We start from the raw sequence: 17,759 nt of genomic DNA, 5'->3' as shown, positions 1-17,759 counted from the left end.
TGCTCTACCCGGCGCACCGGCGCGTGACGAGCCACGAAAGAGTGAGACTGAACGCCGGTCAGGGCGTCGGAACCGGGCTGCTCCTCGGCACGGGGACCGGCACGGACGGCATGAACGGCACGGGCGCGGCCGGGATCCGGTCCGGGAGGAAGCCGTGGGTGCGCCCCGCCAGGTACTCGGCCTTGTAGCGCGGGACGCTCCGGTGCCAGTTGAGGATGCCGGCCATCCAGTTCTGCAGGTCGGTGACATAGCCGTGCATGACGGCGCGTGCCTCCTCGGAGAGCTGGAAGTCGTCGTACACGACGGGCAGTTCGTGCGCGACCACGTGCTCGAACTGGCGCATGCGCTGGTTCATCAGGTCCTGCACGACGCCCAGGGCGGCCGGGTAGTCGACGCCGAAGAAGTTCTGCACGACGAGGACCGCGTTGTGGATCTCGCCCTCGTACTCGATCTCCTTCTGGTAGGAGAAGACGTCGTTGAGCAGGCAGGCGTAGTCGATCGCCGCGTTCTCCAGGGAGCGGACGGGACCGCTGCGGTAGACCTCGGGCGGCACCGCCGGGCCGTGTCCGGCGCGGCACAGGCCGAGGGTGAGGTCGGAGCCGAAGGTGGCGCGCCGCATCTCCAGGTAGTCCACCGGGTCGGGGACGCGGTTCTGGATCTGGTTGGACAGCTCCCACACCCAGGACTCGGTCATGGTGTCGACGGCCGTCTTCAGCGGGCGCCGCTCCTCGGGCGTCATACCGGCCGTCGTGCGCACCCACAGGTCGACCAGGGAGCGTTCCATGGCGTTGGCGGGCGGCGGGACCGGCTCGCCGTCGAGCGGCATGCAGGCCGACAGGCGGGCGGTGGTCAGCCGGGCGGCGGCGAGGTCCCGGCGGTGGCCGTAGACGAGCGGGTAGTAGTCGTCGCCGTAGGTGCCGAAGGCCAGCCAGCCGGAGGCGAGGTCGAGCTGGTCCTGGGTGGCGTCCGGGTCGAGGCCCGCGGCGCACAGGGGCAGGTCGCAGCTCTCGAGCTTGTCCTCGTCCCAGACGCCCTCGCTGAGGATGCCCATGCGCAGGCACCACTCGGACAGGTGCCGCCGGGAGCCCTCCAGGGCGGGGCTCAGCTCCAGCGGGTAGGGCATGCGGATGTCGGGGATGACTGCGGGGCCGACCTTCTGGAAGGGCACGTGGGTGTAGGAGCGGGCGCGCCGGGCGACCGCGTCGGCGAGCAGCGCGCCGACGTCCGCGGCGGAGGTGCCGGGACCGGTCAGCGCCTGCCAGCCCGCCACCGGACGCTCGCCCTTGTTCATGTAGCGGCTGGAGCGCATGTGCCATTCGTGGCCGCCGGACTGCCAGTCCTGCAGGCCCTTCGTGTACGCGGCGACGGCGGCCGCCTCGGGCGGGGTCAGGCCGTTCTCCAGGGCCACGGCGGGCACTTCGGTGAACGCGGTGTGCTCGAACTGGTGCAGCCGGGAGGTGAGGACGTCGTTGACCAGCTCGGCGGCCTCCTGCGTGGTGCAGCCGAAGAAGGTCTCCAGGACCAGCACCCCGTTGCTGAGCTCGCCCTCGTCCTCGACCTCCCGCTGGTAGGAGAAGAGGTCGTTGCGCAGGTGCACGGCGTCGGAGAACGTCTCCATGAGCACCCTGAGCGGCCGGGACCCGGCGACGGCGGCGGGCACCTCGGCGGTCGCGTACTCCACGAGCCCGGCCGACCAGGGGGCGCCGCCGACCTTGCGGCGCATCTCGATGTACTCGACGGGGTTGGCGACCCGCCCCTCGTTGATGTTGGACAGCTCCCACATGGACTCGTTGAGCAGGTGCTCGGTGGCGACGGCGAAGCGGCGGCGCCAGTCGGCCGACATCGCGGGCACGGTGCGGGTCCACAGGTCGGCGAGGCCGGCCTCGACCGGGTTCTCCGGCTCGGGCATCTCGGCTGCCGGGTCCAGCGGCATGAACAGGGGGAGCCGGTCGAGGTGGGCCTTGCCGGCGAGGCGGTCCTGGCTGCGTTTGTACTTCTCCAGGAAGTGGTCGTCGAAGAAGAAGACCCACACGTACCAGTCGGTGATGAGGGAGAGCGCCGGCCCGTCGCAGTCGGGGTGGGTGTAGGCGCAGAGCAGGCCGTAGTCGTGGGCGTCGAGGTCGGACTGCTCCCAGACCCCGGAGCCCTCCAGCATGCCCATGTCGCGCGCCCACGTCGTCGAGTGGGCGCGGGCCTCGTCGAGATGCGGGTTGAGCCGCGCGGGATGCGGCAGGTAGAAGTGCGGGAGTTGGAAGGGCTGTTGCGTCATGGCCGGGCACTACCCGCGGCCCTCCGGGAGCATCCACCGGGCGGCACATGATCACACCATCGCGTGAATCAGCCCGAAATGCGGGAACTTCTCCCGCGGTAGTCCCTCAGCACTCCCCCAACACTCCCCCCAGTACTCCTTCAGCGTCTGACCTGGATCAGCGCGTGCGTTCCGCTCGTCCGCCAGCGCCGCTCGCCGCTCGCCTCCAGCGCGGCCTCGGTCTTCGCGTCGAGTCCGGTGACGACGTCGGACTTCAGGGTGCGCAGCGCGGCGACCGGGCCGGGGAAGTAGGCGGTGACGTCGGCGAAGGAGGTGGTCGGCGGCCACCACCGGTCACCCACCAGACGCCGGTAGTTCAGGTCGCCCTTGAGGACGGTGAGGGTGGCCGCGGCGAAGTCCTCGCGCAGGTCGCCGGGCATGTCCGCGTACGGCAGCGGGGCGCACGAGAAGGGGTGGGCCCGGACGGTGACGCGGCCGTCGGTCAGCGCGGTCCAGAGCCGGCCGCCGTACGCGGCGGCCGTGCCGCCCGCGGCGACGAGCCGTCGCAGGGCGTCGAGCACGTCGGTGGGCGTGGCGTCGGAGACGTAGTACGGATACGGCTTGACGTGCAGGACGGCACGGTCCACCCGGCCCTCGGCGAGGAGGTGCGAGACGAGGAGCAGGTCGGGGACCAGTTCGCGGCCCGCGTTGTCGGCCACCAGGCACAGGGTGGCCGGGTCCTGCCGCGAGGCTCCTCTCCCGGGGGCCGGGAGCAGGGACCACAGGGTGTCGCTGTCGTCGGCGACCAGTGGTTCCGTCTCGCGCCCGGTGCCGGCGCCCCGGCCGGAGAGGCGGAAGCCGAGGTCGGCGCGGTTGCCCCAGAGCGAGCCGTGCAGCAGGGCCCGGCTCCGCTCGTCGGCGGGCAGTTCGTCGAGGCCGTCGAGCGCGGCGAGTTCCTCGTCCGTCTCCGGCGCGTCCAGTTCGGCGAGCTTGGCGGGCCGGAAGGGGTCGACGCCCTGCCAGGGGCCGGGGCCGAAGTAGCCGACGGCGTCGAGCAGCCGGCGGTAGAAGTGGCTCTCGGCCCACAGCCAGGGCACGTCGTACCAGGAGCGGCCGGCGTACGCTTCCATCCCCCATCGCGCCCAGCGGTCCCGGTCCCGGCCGGTGGGGTCGGCGTCGGCGGGCAGCGGCTCGACCACGCCGTCGGCGCAGCTCGCGAGCAGCGCGTCGAGCGCGTGGCGCCGTTCCGGGTCGAGGGGGAAGGCGTCCCGCACCTGCCGCACGATGGCGGGGTGCCGCTCGGCGAGCACGCCGTGCGGGAAGGACCCGGGTTCGTTGCCGAGGACGACGGGGGCGGGCACGGACGGGGTGTCGGACATGCGTGTCACCGTACCGGTCGGGCCCCGCAGATCCCCCGCTCCGGGCGGTCGGGCCGTACGCGTCCCCGCCTCACGCGCTCGGACCGCACCCGTCTCCCGTTCCGGGCCGTCAGGCCGTGCCCGTCTCCCGTTCCAGGCGGGAGGCGAGGGTGAGGTAGCGGGCGCGCCGGGTCACCGGGACCATGCCCCGGATCAGGATGTACCACATCTCGGCGAGGCGGCGGGGCTGCCGCCCGGCCGGTTCGAGGGTGCTGCTCACGACGCGGGTGCCGACGACGGAGCAGACGAGGGTGTGGGCGACGGAGTCGACGTCTATGTCCGGGTGCACGTCGGACTGCCGCACGGCGTTCAGCAGCCGGGACGTGGCGATCTCCCGCCACTCGGTGAAGGGGTGCGGCAGCGGCGGGCGCACCGGTACCCCGGCGGTGGCGAGCCGCAGCCCGGCCCGCAGCACCGGCCCCTCCTCGCAGAGCCGGGCCATCCCGAACGTGAGGCGCATCAGCGCCTCCAGCGAGGAGCAGTCCCGCCCGTCGAGGTCCCGCGCCAGCCGGCGGGAGGTGCGGGACTGTATCTCCATGATGGCGTGCGCGAGGTCTTCCTTCGCCGCGAAGTGGAAGTACAGAGCGCCCTTGGTGACCCCGGCGTGGGCGACGATCTCGCTGAGGCTGGTCGACTCGTAGCCGTGACGGTCGAACAGGTCGGCCGCGGCACCGATGATCGTCGCGCGGGTCTGCTCGGCGCGTAGCTGCCTCGCCATCGGCTGAACTCTCCTGGGCTGGAACTCGACAGACCGTGCCGCCTGTTTTTACCCCCTGTACACGATAACTCACTGCCTAACTGCCCATCAGATCAGCCCCCGTGGAACCGGTGCGCACCGCGCCCACCACCGCGCACGTTGCCGCGCGCGTCCACCCGCACACCCCTCGTACGCCCTCGGGCATACCGCCCGGGATTCCGCTTCCGCCCGCTTTCGCCGCTCCGATCATCACGATGCGGCACCGACAACTGACAGCGGTTCGCTGGTCACTTGACTACCAGCGGTCACACACGGTTTGCTCCGGCCAGGCGAGTTTCACCCGGTTGGCGCACCGACCCGCGGCTCCGGGGCACCTCGTCCCGTTCCTCCTGCTCGGCCGCACAGCGAGGTGCCCCCGCCCCCATGAGTACAACTCCTCCGCCCACCCACTCCCCCGGCCCTCTGCGCACCGCGGCCCTGGCGGCCGTCGTCTGCCTGCTGGCGGCCGGCTGCTCCGCCCTCGGCGGGGACGACGACGGCTCGGCGGCTGACGCCGCCGGCGGCCCCGGCGGCGACCGGATGAAGATCGTCATGGTCACCCACGGCGGTGAGGGCGACGCCTTCTGGGACCGGGTGCGCAAGGGTGCCGAGGCGGCGGCCGCCAAGGACGGCGTGGATCTGACCTACGCCGGGGACGCCGACACCGCCGACCAGGCCGACCTGGTGCGGGACGCCGTCCGGGACAAGGCCGACGGCATCGCCGTGACCCTGGCCAAACCGCAGGCGATGAAGGCGGTGGTCGCCGAGGCCAAGGCGGCCGGGATTCCCGTGGTCGGCCTCAACTCCGGTATCGACGCCTGGCGTTCCACGGGGCTCCTGGAGTACTTCGGGCAGGACGAGAGCGTCGCGGGCCGGGCCGTCGGCGACAAGCTGAACGATCTCAAGGCCAAGCACGCCCTGTGCGTCATCCACGAGCGCGGCAACGTCGCCCTGGAGGCCCGCTGCGCCGGGGTGAAGAAGACCTTCGGGGGCGAGACCGAGATGCTCTACGTCGAGGGCACCGACATGAAGGCGGTCGGCGCGGCCGTCACGGCGCGGCTGCGGCAGAACCCGAGCATCGACGAAGTCGTCATGAACGGCGCGGCGTTCGCCCTCTCTGCGGTCGAGTCGGTGGACGAGGCGGGCAGCAAGGCGCACGTCGCCACCTTCGACCTCGACAACGACCTGGTCGCCGCCGTCAAACGCGGGGACGTCCAGTTCGCGGTGGACCAGCAGCCGTACCTCCAGGGCTACCTCGCCGTCGACGCGCTCTGGCTGTACCGCACCAACGGCAACGTCAGCGGCGGCGGGGTGGCCCCCGTACTGACCGGCCCCGCGTTCGTGACCCGCACCAACGCCGACTCGGTCGCGAAGTTCGCCGCGGGCGGCACCAGGTGACCGGGTACCGCGGCCGACGGCACGCTCCCGCCTCCGTTCCCCCTCTCCCACTGACCGCCTAGGACGACGATGTCTGCACGCAAGACACGGAAGACTCGGGAGACGCGGAGGAAGGGTGCCCGGCGCCGCCTCGGCTCCATACGTCTGTCCCTGATCCTCCTGGCCCTGGTGCCCGGCGTGACCCTCGCGGCCGTGTGGGGCGTCACGACGATCCAGATGTTCTCGGAGGGTCTGCGGCTGCGTGCGCAGACCGAGCTGAGCCGCGACACCGGCGCCATGGGCACCGAGGCAACCCTGGCCCTGCAGAAGGAGCGCAGTCTGTCGGCCGCCTGGCTGGCCTCGCCGGACGACGGCCGGGCGGAACTGGACGCGCAGCGCAAGAAGGCGGACGAGGCGGTCGCCCAGCTCGTGGGCCAGTCGGACGCGATCGAGAGCGCTCCCGACCGGATCTCGGACCGGCTGTACTCGGTGCTCGGCTCGGTGGGCAGCCTGGAGTACTACCGCAACCAGGTGGACGACCCCAGCGACATCACCGCCGAGCAGGCACTCGACCAGTACACCTCGATCGTCGACGAGCAGATCCACGCCTTCCAGGAACTCTCCCAGGTCGACGACGGAGACCTCACCTCCCAGGCGGGCCCGCTGGTCGCCCTGGAGCACGCCGCCGAGCTGGTCTCCCAGGAGGACGCCCGCCTCACGCTGGCCTGGCCGTCCGACCGGATGGACGGGGAGCAGTGGTCCCGGTTCGCCCAGCTGGTGCACACCCGCCGCTGGCTGGTGCAGGACCAGATCGTCCCCTCCCTGACCGGCAGCGCGAAGACGCAGACCGAACGCATCCTCGCCAGCTCCGACTGGAAGTCCCTGCAGGACGTCGAGGACCAGGTGCTGGAGGCCCGTTCCGCGGGCGGGAACGGACGGATCGAACTGCCGGACGCACGGCAGCGCTGGAACAGCGCCTTCGAGGCGATCTCCACCCAGTACGCCAAGCTCGTCCAGCAGCAGACGGACGGCCTCCTCGACCGCAGCGCCGCGGAGGCCCGGGGCCTGCTGATCAAGGCCGGCATCCTCAGCGCGGGCGGACTGATCGCGCTGCTGCTCTGCATCGTCATGTCCTGGCGCATCACGCGCTCGCTGTCCCGGCGGCTGCGCGGCCTGCGGCTGGCCACCCTGAGCCTGGCCCAGGAACGGCTGCCCGACGTGGTGGCCCGCCTGGAGCGGGGCGAGAAGGTCGACGTGGAGTCGGCGACGCCGCCGCTGGACTACGGGCGGGACGAACTCGGGCAGGTCGCACAGGCGTTCAACACCGCGCAGCGCACCGCCGTGCACACCGCCGTCGAACTCGCCGACACCCGGCGCGGCTTCCAGAAGGTGATCCTGGGCATCGCGCGGCAGAGCCAGAACCTGGTCAACATGCAGCTCGGCAAGCTGGACGCCCTGGAGCGCGAGCACACGGACCCCGACATCCTCAAGGGCCTGTACGAACTGGACTCCACGGCCAGCCAGTTGCGACGCTACGAGGAGAACCTCGTCATCATCAGCGGTGAGCAGCCGCGGCGCACGTGGCGCGAGCCCGTGTCGGTGGTGGACATCCTGCGCAGCGCCGTGGGCGAGGTCGCCGAGTACCAGCGGGTGGAACTGCACGCCGACGAGGAGGTCGCCGTCGCGCCGCCCGCCGTGGCCGACGTGATCCACCTGCTGGCCGAGCTGATCGACAACGCCACCTCCTACTCCCCCGCGCCCCACCCGGTCGGGGTGCGCGCGGCGCTGGTGGCCAAGGGCCTGGCCGTCGAGATCGAGGACCGCGGGCTCGGTCTGTCGGAGGAGGACTACGCCTCGTTCAACGCCCAGTTGGCGGTGGCTCCCCAGTTCGACGTGGTGGCGCTCGCCGACGACCTGCGGCTCGGCATGTTCGTCGTCGCCCGCCTCGCCCACCGGCACGGCATCACCGTCACGCTGCGCCCCTCCCCGTACGGCGGGACCACGGCGATCGTGCTGATCCCGCACGAGGTCGTGGTGCGCGGGGCGGCGGGCCGGACGGACTCCGGCCCTGCGGCGGACGGCGCCGGGGCGCCCCGGGCCGCCGGGTTCCCGCAGGTTCCCGCACCCGGCCCGGCCGGCGCGCCTCCCTCGCCCGCCGCGTCCTCGCCGCTGCCCGGAGCGGGCTCGGTGCTTGGAGCGGACTCGGTGCCGGGAGCGGTCCCGGCCGGCGGTGAGCGGCCCCTGCGGTCGTCCCGGCCGACGCCACCGAGCCGGTCCGCGGTCGTGGCGGGCGCCCCGGGCGGCCCCCGCGACGGCTCGCCGGACGGCACCGCCGACGAACGCGGCGGCCTGGCGCCGTTGCCCCGGCGGGTGCCGCAGACCAGCCTCGCCGCCGAGTTGCGCGACGAGGAGGAGCACGGTGGCCGGCCGGACGGCGCGTCCGGTGACGACTACGCCGACTTCACGGCCGAGCGCGCCGCCTCGTCCCTCGCGGGTTTCCAGCGCGGCACGCTGCGGGCCCAGACCGACGACGACGGGGACGCCACGGGGACGGACCCGGACACGGCCACCTACATCTACAACGACACCGACACCGACACCGACACCGACACCGACACCGACGGGCCCGTGCCCTCCTCCGCCTCCGCCGCCCCCTCGACTCCCACCGCCGACCGCCGACCGCCGACGAAGGACACGCGATGACCCGACCCTCTCCCGCCACGCACACCGAGCTGGACCAGTTGCTCACCGGACTCGTGGAGCGGGTCGCCGAGGTGAACCAGGCCGTGGTGCTCTCCGAGGACGGACTGGTCGTCAGCAAGTCCACCGGGTTCCTGCGCGACGACGCGGAGCGGCTGGCGGCGACCGCGTCCGGCCTGATGAGCCTCAGCAAGGGCGTCAGCATGGACTTCCGGGGCGGGCCGGTGCGCCAGGCACTCATCGAGATGGCCAACAGCTTCCTGATACTCACCTCCGCCGGCCCGGGCGCGCACCTGGTCGTGCTCACCGGGCCGAACGCCGACGTCGGCGTGGTGGCGTACCAGATGAACATGCTGGTGAAGAAGATCGGCGAGCACCTGAGCGCGGCACCGCGGGCCGCCGCCGGCCCCGGCGAGTGACGTGACCGGAGGCGACGCGGCGGGCCGGCTCGTGCGGCCGTTCACCCTGACCGGCGGCCGGACCCGCCCCAGCCGCGCCGACTTCACCCTCATCACGACGGTGACCGCCGTCGATCCGCAGCCGATCCGGGCGGCACGGCCGCAGCCCGAGCACCTGCGGATCCTGCGGCTGTGTGCCGAGCCGGTCGCGGTGGCGGAGGTCGCGGCCCGTCTCGACCTGCCGGTGAGCGTGGTGGTCATCCTGCTCTCGGACCTGCTGGAGGCCGGCCGGATCACCGCCCGGCCGCCGCACCTCGTCTCCCGCGCCAATCCCGACCTGGACCTGCTGCAGAAAGTGAGGGACGGCCTTGGCCGGCTCTGAGCACGCCGCCGAGACGCGCACGGCATCCGCGCGCCCGACCGCACCGGGCGCTCCCGACGCGGTGAAGATCCTCATCGCGGGCGGTTTCGGTGTCGGGAAGACCACCATGGTCGGGTCGGTCAGCGAGATCGCCCCGCTGCGCACCGAGGAACCGCTGACCGCGGCGGGGCTGGGTGTCGACGACCTGGCGGGCATAGAGGAGAAGCGGGCCACGACCGTGGCGCTGGACTTCGGCCGGATCTCGATGGGCCGGGACCTGGTGCTGTACCTCTTCGGTACGCCGGGTCAGCAGCGGTTCTGGTTCATGTGGAACGACCTGGCGATCGGGGCGCTCGGTGCGGTGGTCCTGGTGGACGTGCGCAGGCCGGAGTCGAGTTTCGCGGCGATCGACTTCTTCGAGCGGCGGGGCATCCCGTTCGTCGTCGCGGTCAACGGCTTCCACGGCCGGCACCCGTACCCGGCCGCGGAGATCCGCGAGGCCCTCGCGCTGCCGGAGCACGTGCAGGTGCTGCTGTGCGACGCGCGGGAGCGGAGCTCCAGCCGGGACGTCCTCATCGCCCTGATCGACCAGCTGATCGACGCCGCGGCCGGGGCCGCGGCGTCGTGACGGCGGCCCCCAGCGCGGGTCCCGTCAGCCGAGGCCGGCGGTCTTGAGCCACTCCTTGGCCACGTCCAGGGGGTCCTTCTTGTCGAGCTGGACCTTGGCGTCGAGGTCGAGGAGCGTCTTGGTGTCCAGCTTGGCGGAGACCGCGTTGAGCGTGGCCGCGCCCTCCTTCGACAGCCCGTCCTTGGCGACCAGCGGGGTGACGTTCGCGTAGCCGAAGAGGTTCTCCGGGTCCTTCAGGACGACGAACTTCTCCTTGATGATGGTCGGGTCGGTGGTGAAGACGTCCGCCGCCTGCACGGTGTTCTTGGTCAGCGCCGACTGGGTCAGCGGACCGCCCGCGTCGAGCGCCTTGAACGACTTGAACTTCAGCCCGTACACCGATTCGAGGCCCTTGAGGCCCTGCTGCCGGGTCTGGAACTCGGGCGAGCCGCCGATCGTCAGGTCCGGGGCGACGTCCTTGAGGTCGGCGAGGGTCGACTCGGCGGTCAGGCCGTGCTTCTTCGCCGTCTCGGCGTTGACGCTCACCGAGTCCTTGTTCTCGGCCGGCGAGGACTCCAGCAGCGTCAGCTTCTTGTCCAGCTTCGCCTTCGCCGCTTCGTTCACCGCGTCGGCGGACTCCTGCCCGGCCTTCGGGTCGAGGTAGGCCAGCAGCGAGCCGTTGTACTCCGGCAGCACCGTGACGGACCCGTTCTTCATCAGGCCGTACGTCGTCTCGCGGCTGCCTATGTTGTGCTTGTAGGCGACCTTGAGGCCCTTGGCCTTGAGTGCCTCTCCGTAGATGTCGGCGAGCAGGGTGCTCTCGGCGAAGTTGTTCGAGCCGACGACGACGGTGCCGGCCTCCGCCTTGTCGCCCGCCAGGGGATTGTCGGACGTGTCGTCGGAGTCGGAGGAACAGCCCGCGAGCAGCGCCGCCGCGGCGGTGAGCGCGACGGCGGCCGCGCCGGTGTGCCTCGTCCTGGACCTGCTGCTCTTGGCGGTGGAAGTCATCCGTCGATCCAAACGAGCCACTTGCCGGTCAGTCAAGAACGGCCTGGTTACGGTTTCTCCGCCGCCGGGGTGCGCCGTCAACGCCTGCGCACCCCCGGCGACACGGCCAGCCGCCCGGCCCCCCAGAAAACGGCGAGGGTGACGAGCGCCAGCAGGGCGACCAGCGTGGCGCCGCCGACCACCTTCTCGTAGTCGCGCTGGTAGAGCCCGTCGATGATGTACCGGCCGATTCCGCCGAGACTGACGTAGGCGGCGATGGTCGCCGTCGACACGACCTGGATGGCGGCCGAGCGCAGTCCGCTGAGGACCAGCGGGAGGGCGACGGGCAGTTCGACGCGGAAGAGGATGCCGGTCTCGGTCATGCCCATGCCCCGCGCGGCGTCCACCGGAGCGGGGTCGACGGAGCGGACCGCCTCGTAGGTGGTCACCAGGATGGGCGGGACCGCGAGCACGACCAGGGGGATCATCACGGGCAGCAGGCCGATGCCGACGACGACGGCGATCAGCACCAGCAGACCGAAGCTGGGCAGGGCGCGGGCGGCGGTGGCGACGAAGGCGACGGCGTTGCCGCCGCGCCCGGTGTGCCCGGTCAGCAGCCCGACCGGCAGTCCGATCGCGGCGGCGAGCCCGAGGGCCATCAGCGTGTACTGGACGTGCTCCACGAGGCGCGTGGGGATGCCGTCGTAGCCGTGCCAATGGGCGCCGTCGCTGAAGAAGGCGTTGACGAAGTTCAGGACGTTCACCGGGCGGCCGCCTCCTGGGGCTCGGGCCGCGCGGCGGCCTCCTTGGGGCGTTGCCGCCTGCCCCGCGGCATCCACGGGGTCAGCAGGTTGCGGACCAGGACGAGGACCGCGTCGCACAGGACGGCCAGTACGGCGGTGGTGAGGACGGAGTTGACCGCCAGTTCCGGCCGCCCGTACTTCTGGGCGTCCGCGAGCAGGTTGCCGAGGGCGCCCTGGTTGCCGATGAGGGCGCCGACGCTGACCAGTGAGATGCTCGCCGAGACGGCCACCCGCAGACCGGCGAGGATGGCGGGCACCGCGATGGGCAACTGCACCTGGAGATAGCGGCGCAGCGGACCGAAGCCCATGGCCGTGGACGCGGCGAGGGTCTCCTCGGGCACCGACCGCACTCCGTCGACGATCGCCGGGACCAGCACCACCAGGCTGTACACGGCCAGCGGGATCATCACGGTCAGCTCGGTCTGGCCGGTGTAGTCGATGAGGACCACGAAGACGGCCAGCGACGGGATGGCGTAGAAGACGGTCGTCACGCCGAGCACGGGCGGGTACAGCCAGCGGAAGCGCACACAGAGCTGGGCGAGGGGCAGCGCGGCGAGCAGGCCGGCCAGGACCGGCAGCAGCGCCTCGCGCAGGTGCAGGCCGATCAGGCCGAACCAGGTGTTGTCGAGGTCGCTCGGGATGTCGAAGAAGCCGTTCACGGGGCGACCTTCGTGATGCCGGCGGGCTCCTCGGCCCGCGCGTCGCCGGGGCTCTCCGCGTCGTGGGCGGTGCGGATCGCCTCACCGACGGCCTGCTGGGAGACGACACCGGTGACCCGCCCGTCGGCGTCCACGGCGACGGCCCAGCCGGTCGGCGAGAGCACCGCGCAGTCGAGGGCGGCCCGCAGCGAGTCGGTGCCGGGCACGAACGGCCGCCCGTGGGAGAGCAGTCTCCCGGCCGCGAGGTCCCCGGCCCGCAGGCCGTCCGGCTCGGCCCAGCCCAGCGGCCGGCCGTCCGCGTCGGTCACCAGCAGGTGCGGGGCACCGCCGGCGGCGGCGAGCTGCTCGGCGGTGGCATCGGCGCGCACGACCGGGCCGGTGGCCGGCTCCAGGACGGCGGAGGAGAAGAAGGAGAGCCGCCGGATGCCGCGGTCGGCGCCGAGGAAGTCCTCGACGAAGTCGTCCGCGGGGTCGGACAGCAACTCGGCGGGCGGTGCGAACTGGGCGAGCCGGCCGCCGGTGCGCATCACCGCGACCATGGTGCCCAGTTTGATGGCCTCGTCGATGTCGTGCGTGACGAAGACGATGGTCTTGCCCAGTTCGTCCTGAATGCGCAGGAGTTCGTCCTGCAGCCCCTTGCGGACCACGGGGTCCACGGCGGAGAACGGTTCGTCCATGAGCAGCACGGGCGGATCGGCGGCGAGCGCACGGGCCACGCCGACGCGCTGCTGCTGGCCGCCGGAGAGCTGGTACGGGTAGCGCTTGGCGAGGGAGGCGTCGAGCCCGACCCGTTCCATCAGCTCCGCCGCCCGCTCGCGCGACTTCTGCTTGCCCCAGCCGATCATGCGGGGCACGGTGGCGATGTTGTCGAGGACCGTGCGGTGCTGGAAGAGCCCGGCGTTCTGGATGACGTACCCCATCGACCGGCGCAGCGTGGTGACGGACTGCCGCTGGAGGTCCTCGCCGTCGAGCAGGATCGTTCCCTCTGTGGGTTCGACCATCCTGTTGATCATCCGCAGGGTCGTGGTCTTGCCGCAGCCCGAGGGGCCGACGAGGACCGTGATCGAGCGGTCGGGTATCTCCAGCGTCAGCCGGTCGACCGCCACGGTGCCGTCCGGGTACCGCTTGGTGACTGAGTCAATCCGTATCAAAACGCCGAATACCCTTCGGGACTGGCAGAAGCTGTCCGCTCCGGCCGCGGTCGGTGAGGCCGTCGCCGGTCGAGTGTAGACGGCTGATCCGCGGGGCCCCCGTTGCTCCGGGGCCACTCCTTCCCGCTGCTCGGGGGTTCACACCGCAAACCCCTGCCGACCTGTCGGCCACCTGTCGGTCTGCTGTCGATCCGGCGACGGCGGCCCCCGCGCCCTGGGGTGCGGGCGGCCGGTGGAGCAGTATGGGCGGGTGGAGAAAGTACGCCTGCTGGTGGTGGACGACGACCCGCCCATCGCCGATCTCGTGGCCACCGTCGCCCGCTACGAGGGCTGGGAGGCGGTCACGGCGGGCTCGGGTGAGCAGGCGCTGCGCCTGGCCGCCGGGTTCCGTCCGGACATCGTGGTGCTCGACCTGATGCTGCCCGACGTCGACGGGTTCGGGGTCCTGGACCGGCTGCGCGGCGCCGGCACGATGGTGCCGGTGGTGTTCCTCACCGCGCGCGACGGGGTGGCCGACCGGGTCGCGGGGCTGACCCGGGGCGGTGACGACTACCTGGTCAAGCCGTTCGCCGTGGAGGAGTTGATGGCCCGGCTGCGCACCGTGCTGCGGCGCAGCGCCGGGCCGGGCTTCCAGCCGTCGGTGCTGCGGGTGGCGGACCTGGTGATGGACGAGGACTCCCGTGAGGTGCGCCGCGGCGAGCGGCGGCTGTCGCTGACGCCGACCGAGTACGAGGTGCTGCGCTACCTGATGCGCAAGTCACCGGCCGTGCTGACCAAGGCCCAGATACTCGACCACGTGTGGGAGTACGGCTTCGGCGGCCGGTCCAACGTCGTCGAGCTGGTCGTCAGCCGGCTGCGCCGCAAGCTGGACGGCGCGAACGGCGCCGACGGCACGGGCGAGCCGCTGATCCGGACGGTGCGGGGCTTCGGCTACGTGATCCGGCAGGCGGCCGGGTGATACGCCGGTGGCGGCGCGCCTACCGCGGCTCGCGGCTCGGCACCCGGCTGGCGCTGGGGCTCGGGGTGCTGTCGCTGGTGGTGTTCGCCGTGGTCGGCACGGCGCTGACCGCGTACATGCGGGAGTACCTGGAACGGCAGCTCGCCGACCAGATGAAGCTGGTGCAGGTGGTGCAGTCCAAGGACGCGGCGGCGCACGGCACGGTCGAGCGCAAGCCGTACTACGGCTGGTACACGGCCGTGTACGACGTGAGCGGTGGCTCGGCCGACCTGCGCACGCCCGCCGAGGTGCCGGCGGACAGCCGGGCGCTGACCGCGCTGGCGCAGACCATGGCCCGCTCGGACCGGGACCTCACCCGTACCGTGCGCATCGGCGGGCACGGCCCCTATCTGCTGCGGGCCTGCGAGGTCGAGCCCGGGGTGGTGCTGGTGAGCGCGGCTCCCCTGGGCGACGTCGAGGACACCGTGGAGCAGCTGATCACGGTGCAGGTCGTCGTCTTCGGGCTGGCGCTGGCGGCCCTGGTGGTGTTCGGGCGGCGGATGCTGCGGCGCGGTCTGAAGCCGCTGAGCGACATGGCCGGCACGGCGCACGGCATCGCCTCGCACGACCTGACCGAGTCGGCCGCGCGGCTGCCGCTGCGGGCCGACGGGCGGGACGGCGGCCAGGAGGTGGCGGAGCTGCGCACCGCGTTCAACACGATGCTGGAGCACATCGACGCCTCGCTGGCGGTGCGCGCGGAGGCCGAGCGGCGGCTGCGCCGGTTCGTCGCGGACGCCTCCCACGAGCTGCGCACCCCGCTGATGTCCGTACGGGGCTACGCCGATCTCTTCCAGTACGCGGCGGCCGACGCCCCCGGCGAACGGGAGCGGCACCTGGCCCGGCTGCGCGCCGAGGCGGCACGGATGGGGGTGCTCCTGGACGACCTGCTGCTCCTCGCCCGGCTGGACGCGGACGAGGTGGAGGCGCCCCTGCGGTGGGAGGAGACGGATCTGACCGAGCTGGTGCGGCAGGCGGCCGAGGCCTTCCGCGCCGCCCGTCCCGGTCGTCCGCTGACGGTGACGGCCGGGCCGGAGGAGGTGCGGCTGCGCCTGGACCCGCAGCGGATCCGGCAGGTGCTGGACAACCTGCTCGCCAACGCGGCCGTGCACACCCCGCCCGGCACCGAGGTCTCGGTCACGGTCTCGGCCACGCCCGGTGCGGCCCGGGTGTCGGTCGCCGACACGGGCCCCGGCGTCCCGGCGGCCGACCGGGACCGGATCTTCGACCGCTTCTACCGCGTCGACAAGGCCCGCAGCCGCGACCGGGGCGGCAGCGGCCTGGGCCTGTCGGTCGCCGCCGCGCTGGTGCGGGCGCACGGCGGCACGATCGAGCTGGGCGGCGAGCCGGGGGCGACGGTGTTCACCGTGACGCTCCCGGCCCACCGCTGCCCGGTGAACGATGACCGGCGACCGATGGCCGGTGACCGATGACCGGCGTCCCGGCCCGCGGTGCTCTCAGCCCTCGGCGTTCCCCGTGGGCGCCAGCCGCAGCGAGACGCTGTTGATGCAGTACCGCTGGTCGGTCGGGGTCGCGTAGCCCTCGCCCTTGAAGACGTGTCCGAGGTGCGACCCGCACCGGGCGCAGCGCACCTCCGTGCGGACCATCCCGTGGGAGCGGTCCTCGATCAGTTCGACCGCGTCGGTGTCCTTCGGGTCGTAGAAGGACGGCCAGCCGCAGTGCGACTCGAACTTGGTGGTGGAGGTGAACAGCTCCGCACCGCAGGCGCGGCAGGAGTAGACCCCCTCCGTCTTGGTGTCCGTGTACTCACCGGTGAAGGCCGGCTCCGTGGCGGCCTCGCGGAGCACGGCGTACTCGGCCGGGGCCAGCTCCGCCCGCCACTGCTCGTCCGGCTTCTCGACGTCGTACGACATGAGTCCTCAGCCCCTTACTTCGACAGCTCGTCCAGGATGCGCGGTCCGAGGTCGGTGACGTCGCCCGCGCCCATGGTGAGAACGAGATCACCGGCCTTCGCCATTCCCGCGACCAGCGCGGGCGCCGCGTCCTTGTCGTGGACCGGCGTGACGTCGGCGCCGGCGGCGCGGGCCGCCTCGATGATCAGGTCGCTGGTGATGCCGGGGATCGGGTCCTCGCGGGCCGGGTAGATGTCGAGGACGACCGAGGCGTCCGCGAGGGCCAGCGCCTGGCCCATCTCCTTGCCCAGCTCCTGGGTGCGGGAGAAGAGGTGCGGCTGGAAGAGGACCAGGATGCGGGCGTCGCCGACCGCGGCGCGCATGGCCTCGAGGTCGGCGGTCATCTCGGTGGGGTGGTGCGCGTAGGAGTCGACGACCTGGACGCCGGCCGCCTCGCCCTTGAGCTGGAGCCGCCGCTTGACGCCGGTGTAGGCGGCCAGCGCGGGGGCCAGCTCGGCGGCGGGGATGCCGAGGGCGGCACCCGCGGCGAGGGCGGCGACGGCGTTGTGGGCGTAGTGGCGTCCCGGGACGGAGACGGCGAAGGTCAGCTCGTCGCCGTCGACGACGACGGTGACCTCGCTCTTGAGTCCCTGCGGGACGACGGACCGGATGCGCACGTCCGCGTCCTCGGACTCGCCGTACGTCACCGTCCGCACCTTGCCGGCCAGCCGCCGGGTCAGCTCCCGGGCGCCGTCGTGGTCGGCGGCGATCACCAGGGTGCCACCGGGGACGATCCGGTCGGCGAAGGTCTCGAAGGACTCGTAGATCTCGTCCATCGAGGCGTAGTTGGCGTGGTGGTCCAGCTCGACGTTGAGGACGACGGCGACCTCGGGGGCGTACTTGTGGAAGCTGCGGTCGCTTTCGTCCGCCTCGGCGACGAAGATCTCCCCGTCGCCGTGCAGGGCGTTGGAGCCGGGGGCGTCCAGGTCGCCGCCGATCGCGTACGACGGGTCCAGGCCCAGCTCGGCCAGGGAGACCGCCAGCATCGAGGTGGTGGTGGTCTTGCCGTGGGTGCCGGCCACGGCGATCGGGCGCAGGCCGTTCATCAGGGCGGCGAGGGCGTCGGAGCGGTGCACGACCGGGATGCCCAGCTCGGCGGCGCGGGCCAGCTCCGGGTTGTCCTCGCGGATGGCCGAGGACACGACGACGCAGCTCGCGTCGTCGGCGAGGTGGTCCGCCGCGTGCCCGATGTGCACGGTGGCGCCCAGCGCGCGCAGCGCCTCGGCGGTGGCGGACTCCTTGGCGTCGCTGCCCGCCACGGCGGCGCCGCGCTGGGCGAGGATCTTGGCGATGCCCGACATTCCGGCGCCGCCGATGCCGATGAAGTGCGGTCGGTCCATGGCGGTAGGAAGGCCGGGTGCCATGCGCTGTTCTCCCCAGGGTGTTCTGTCGGTGGGCGCGCCCCCT

General features: G+C 72.4%; 16 protein-coding genes. 7 read left to right on the top strand and 9 right to left on the bottom strand.

The features are described from left to right. Positions 1 to 58: 58 nt before the first annotated feature. The 3 genes from cyc2 to ACIQFU_RS25615 form a co-directional block, all read right to left on the bottom strand. On the bottom strand, positions 59 to 2,269 hold the full coding sequence (gene cyc2 / locus ACIQFU_RS25625) for a germacradienol/geosmin synthase Cyc2 (RefSeq protein WP_402554506.1): 2,211 nt from the start codon (positions 2,267 to 2,269) through the stop codon (positions 59 to 61). 140 nt (positions 2,270 to 2,409) lie between these two features. Beyond that, entirely contained in the window at positions 2,410 to 3,627 is a 1,218-nt protein-coding gene (locus ACIQFU_RS25620; protein WP_402554505.1) for a damage-control phosphatase ARMT1 family protein, read from the bottom strand. A 109-nt stretch (positions 3,628 to 3,736) separates the two neighbouring features. Then, positions 3,737 to 4,384 (bottom strand): ScbR family autoregulator-binding transcription factor, encoded by a 648-nt coding sequence (locus ACIQFU_RS25615; RefSeq protein ID WP_402554504.1) that lies wholly within the window; start codon positions 4,382 to 4,384, stop codon positions 3,737 to 3,739. A gap of 402 nt (positions 4,385 to 4,786) precedes the next feature. On the opposite strand from ACIQFU_RS25615, the gene ACIQFU_RS25610 reads away from it, so the two are divergent. The 5 genes from ACIQFU_RS25610 to ACIQFU_RS25590 all read left to right on the top strand — a co-directional run bounded on the left by ACIQFU_RS25610 (position 4,787) and on the right by ACIQFU_RS25590 (position 9,866). After that, the gene (locus ACIQFU_RS25610; protein ID WP_402554503.1) at positions 4,787 to 5,800 is read left to right on the top strand and encodes a substrate-binding domain-containing protein; all 1,014 of its coding nucleotides are present in this window, start codon (positions 4,787 to 4,789) and stop codon (positions 5,798 to 5,800) included. A gap of 69 nt (positions 5,801 to 5,869) precedes the next feature. Further along, positions 5,870 to 8,482, top strand: a complete 2,613-nt coding sequence (locus ACIQFU_RS25605; RefSeq protein ID WP_402554502.1) for a nitrate- and nitrite sensing domain-containing protein — start codon at positions 5,870 to 5,872, stop codon at positions 8,480 to 8,482. Continuing rightward, positions 8,479 to 8,898, top strand: coding sequence for a roadblock/LC7 domain-containing protein (locus tag ACIQFU_RS25600; RefSeq protein ID WP_402554501.1), 420 nt, complete (start codon positions 8,479 to 8,481; stop codon positions 8,896 to 8,898). The genes ACIQFU_RS25605 and ACIQFU_RS25600 overlap by 4 nt, the downstream gene beginning before the upstream one ends. 1 nt (position 8,899) lies before the next feature. After that, the gene (locus ACIQFU_RS25595) at positions 8,900 to 9,259 is read left to right on the top strand and encodes a DUF742 domain-containing protein (protein ID WP_402554500.1); all 360 of its coding nucleotides are present in this window, start codon (positions 8,900 to 8,902) and stop codon (positions 9,257 to 9,259) included. Next, positions 9,246 to 9,866, top strand: coding sequence for a GTP-binding protein (locus tag ACIQFU_RS25590; RefSeq protein WP_402554499.1), 621 nt, complete (start codon positions 9,246 to 9,248; stop codon positions 9,864 to 9,866). The genes ACIQFU_RS25595 and ACIQFU_RS25590 overlap by 14 nt, the downstream gene beginning before the upstream one ends. Before the next feature lie 24 nt (positions 9,867 to 9,890). Here ACIQFU_RS25590 and ACIQFU_RS25585 read toward each other — a convergent pair whose 3' ends face one another. The 4 genes from ACIQFU_RS25585 to ACIQFU_RS25570 form a co-directional block, all read right to left on the bottom strand. Then, entirely contained in the window at positions 9,891 to 10,853 is a 963-nt protein-coding gene (locus ACIQFU_RS25585; protein WP_402554498.1) for an ABC transporter substrate-binding protein, read from the bottom strand. 77 nt (positions 10,854 to 10,930) lie between these two features. Continuing rightward, the gene (locus ACIQFU_RS25580) at positions 10,931 to 11,596 is read right to left on the bottom strand and encodes an ABC transporter permease (protein ID WP_402554497.1); all 666 of its coding nucleotides are present in this window, start codon (positions 11,594 to 11,596) and stop codon (positions 10,931 to 10,933) included. Beyond that, positions 11,593 to 12,294: an ABC transporter permease gene (locus tag ACIQFU_RS25575; protein ID WP_402554496.1), complete on the bottom strand. Its 702-nt coding sequence runs from the start codon at positions 12,292 to 12,294 to the stop codon at positions 11,593 to 11,595. Before ACIQFU_RS25575 ends, ACIQFU_RS25580 begins: the two co-directional genes overlap by 4 nt. Beyond that, positions 12,291 to 13,445: an ABC transporter ATP-binding protein gene (locus ACIQFU_RS25570; RefSeq protein ID WP_402554495.1), complete on the bottom strand. Its 1,155-nt coding sequence runs from the start codon at positions 13,443 to 13,445 to the stop codon at positions 12,291 to 12,293. Before ACIQFU_RS25570 ends, ACIQFU_RS25575 begins: the two co-directional genes overlap by 4 nt. A 250-nt stretch (positions 13,446 to 13,695) precedes the next feature. Between ACIQFU_RS25570 and ACIQFU_RS25565 the strand changes: the two genes are divergently transcribed. Beyond that, positions 13,696 to 14,403: a response regulator transcription factor gene (locus tag ACIQFU_RS25565; protein ID WP_402554494.1), complete on the top strand. Its 708-nt coding sequence runs from the start codon at positions 13,696 to 13,698 to the stop codon at positions 14,401 to 14,403. Then, positions 14,400 to 15,872 (top strand): ATP-binding protein, encoded by a 1,473-nt coding sequence (locus ACIQFU_RS25560; RefSeq protein WP_402554493.1) that lies wholly within the window; start codon positions 14,400 to 14,402, stop codon positions 15,870 to 15,872. The genes ACIQFU_RS25565 and ACIQFU_RS25560 overlap by 4 nt, the downstream gene beginning before the upstream one ends. A gap of 24 nt (positions 15,873 to 15,896) precedes the next feature. Here the strand turns inward: ACIQFU_RS25560 and msrB are convergent, their stop codons facing one another. Beyond that, positions 15,897 to 16,313, bottom strand: a complete 417-nt coding sequence (gene msrB, locus ACIQFU_RS25555; RefSeq protein WP_402554492.1) for a peptide-methionine (R)-S-oxide reductase MsrB — start codon at positions 16,311 to 16,313, stop codon at positions 15,897 to 15,899. Between the two features lie 14 nt (positions 16,314 to 16,327). Beyond that, on the bottom strand, positions 16,328 to 17,716 hold the full coding sequence (gene murC, locus ACIQFU_RS25550; protein WP_402554491.1) for a UDP-N-acetylmuramate--L-alanine ligase: 1,389 nt from the start codon (positions 17,714 to 17,716) through the stop codon (positions 16,328 to 16,330). Positions 17,717 to 17,759 lie beyond the last annotated feature (43 nt).

Source organism: Streptomyces sp. NPDC093065 (assembly GCF_044754585.1).
In the GTDB taxonomy this organism is placed as follows: Bacteria; Actinomycetota; Actinomycetes; order Streptomycetales; family Streptomycetaceae; genus Streptomyces.
Note: the sequence above shows the minus strand (reverse complement) of the source record. Positions and strands in the feature narration are given on the sequence as shown.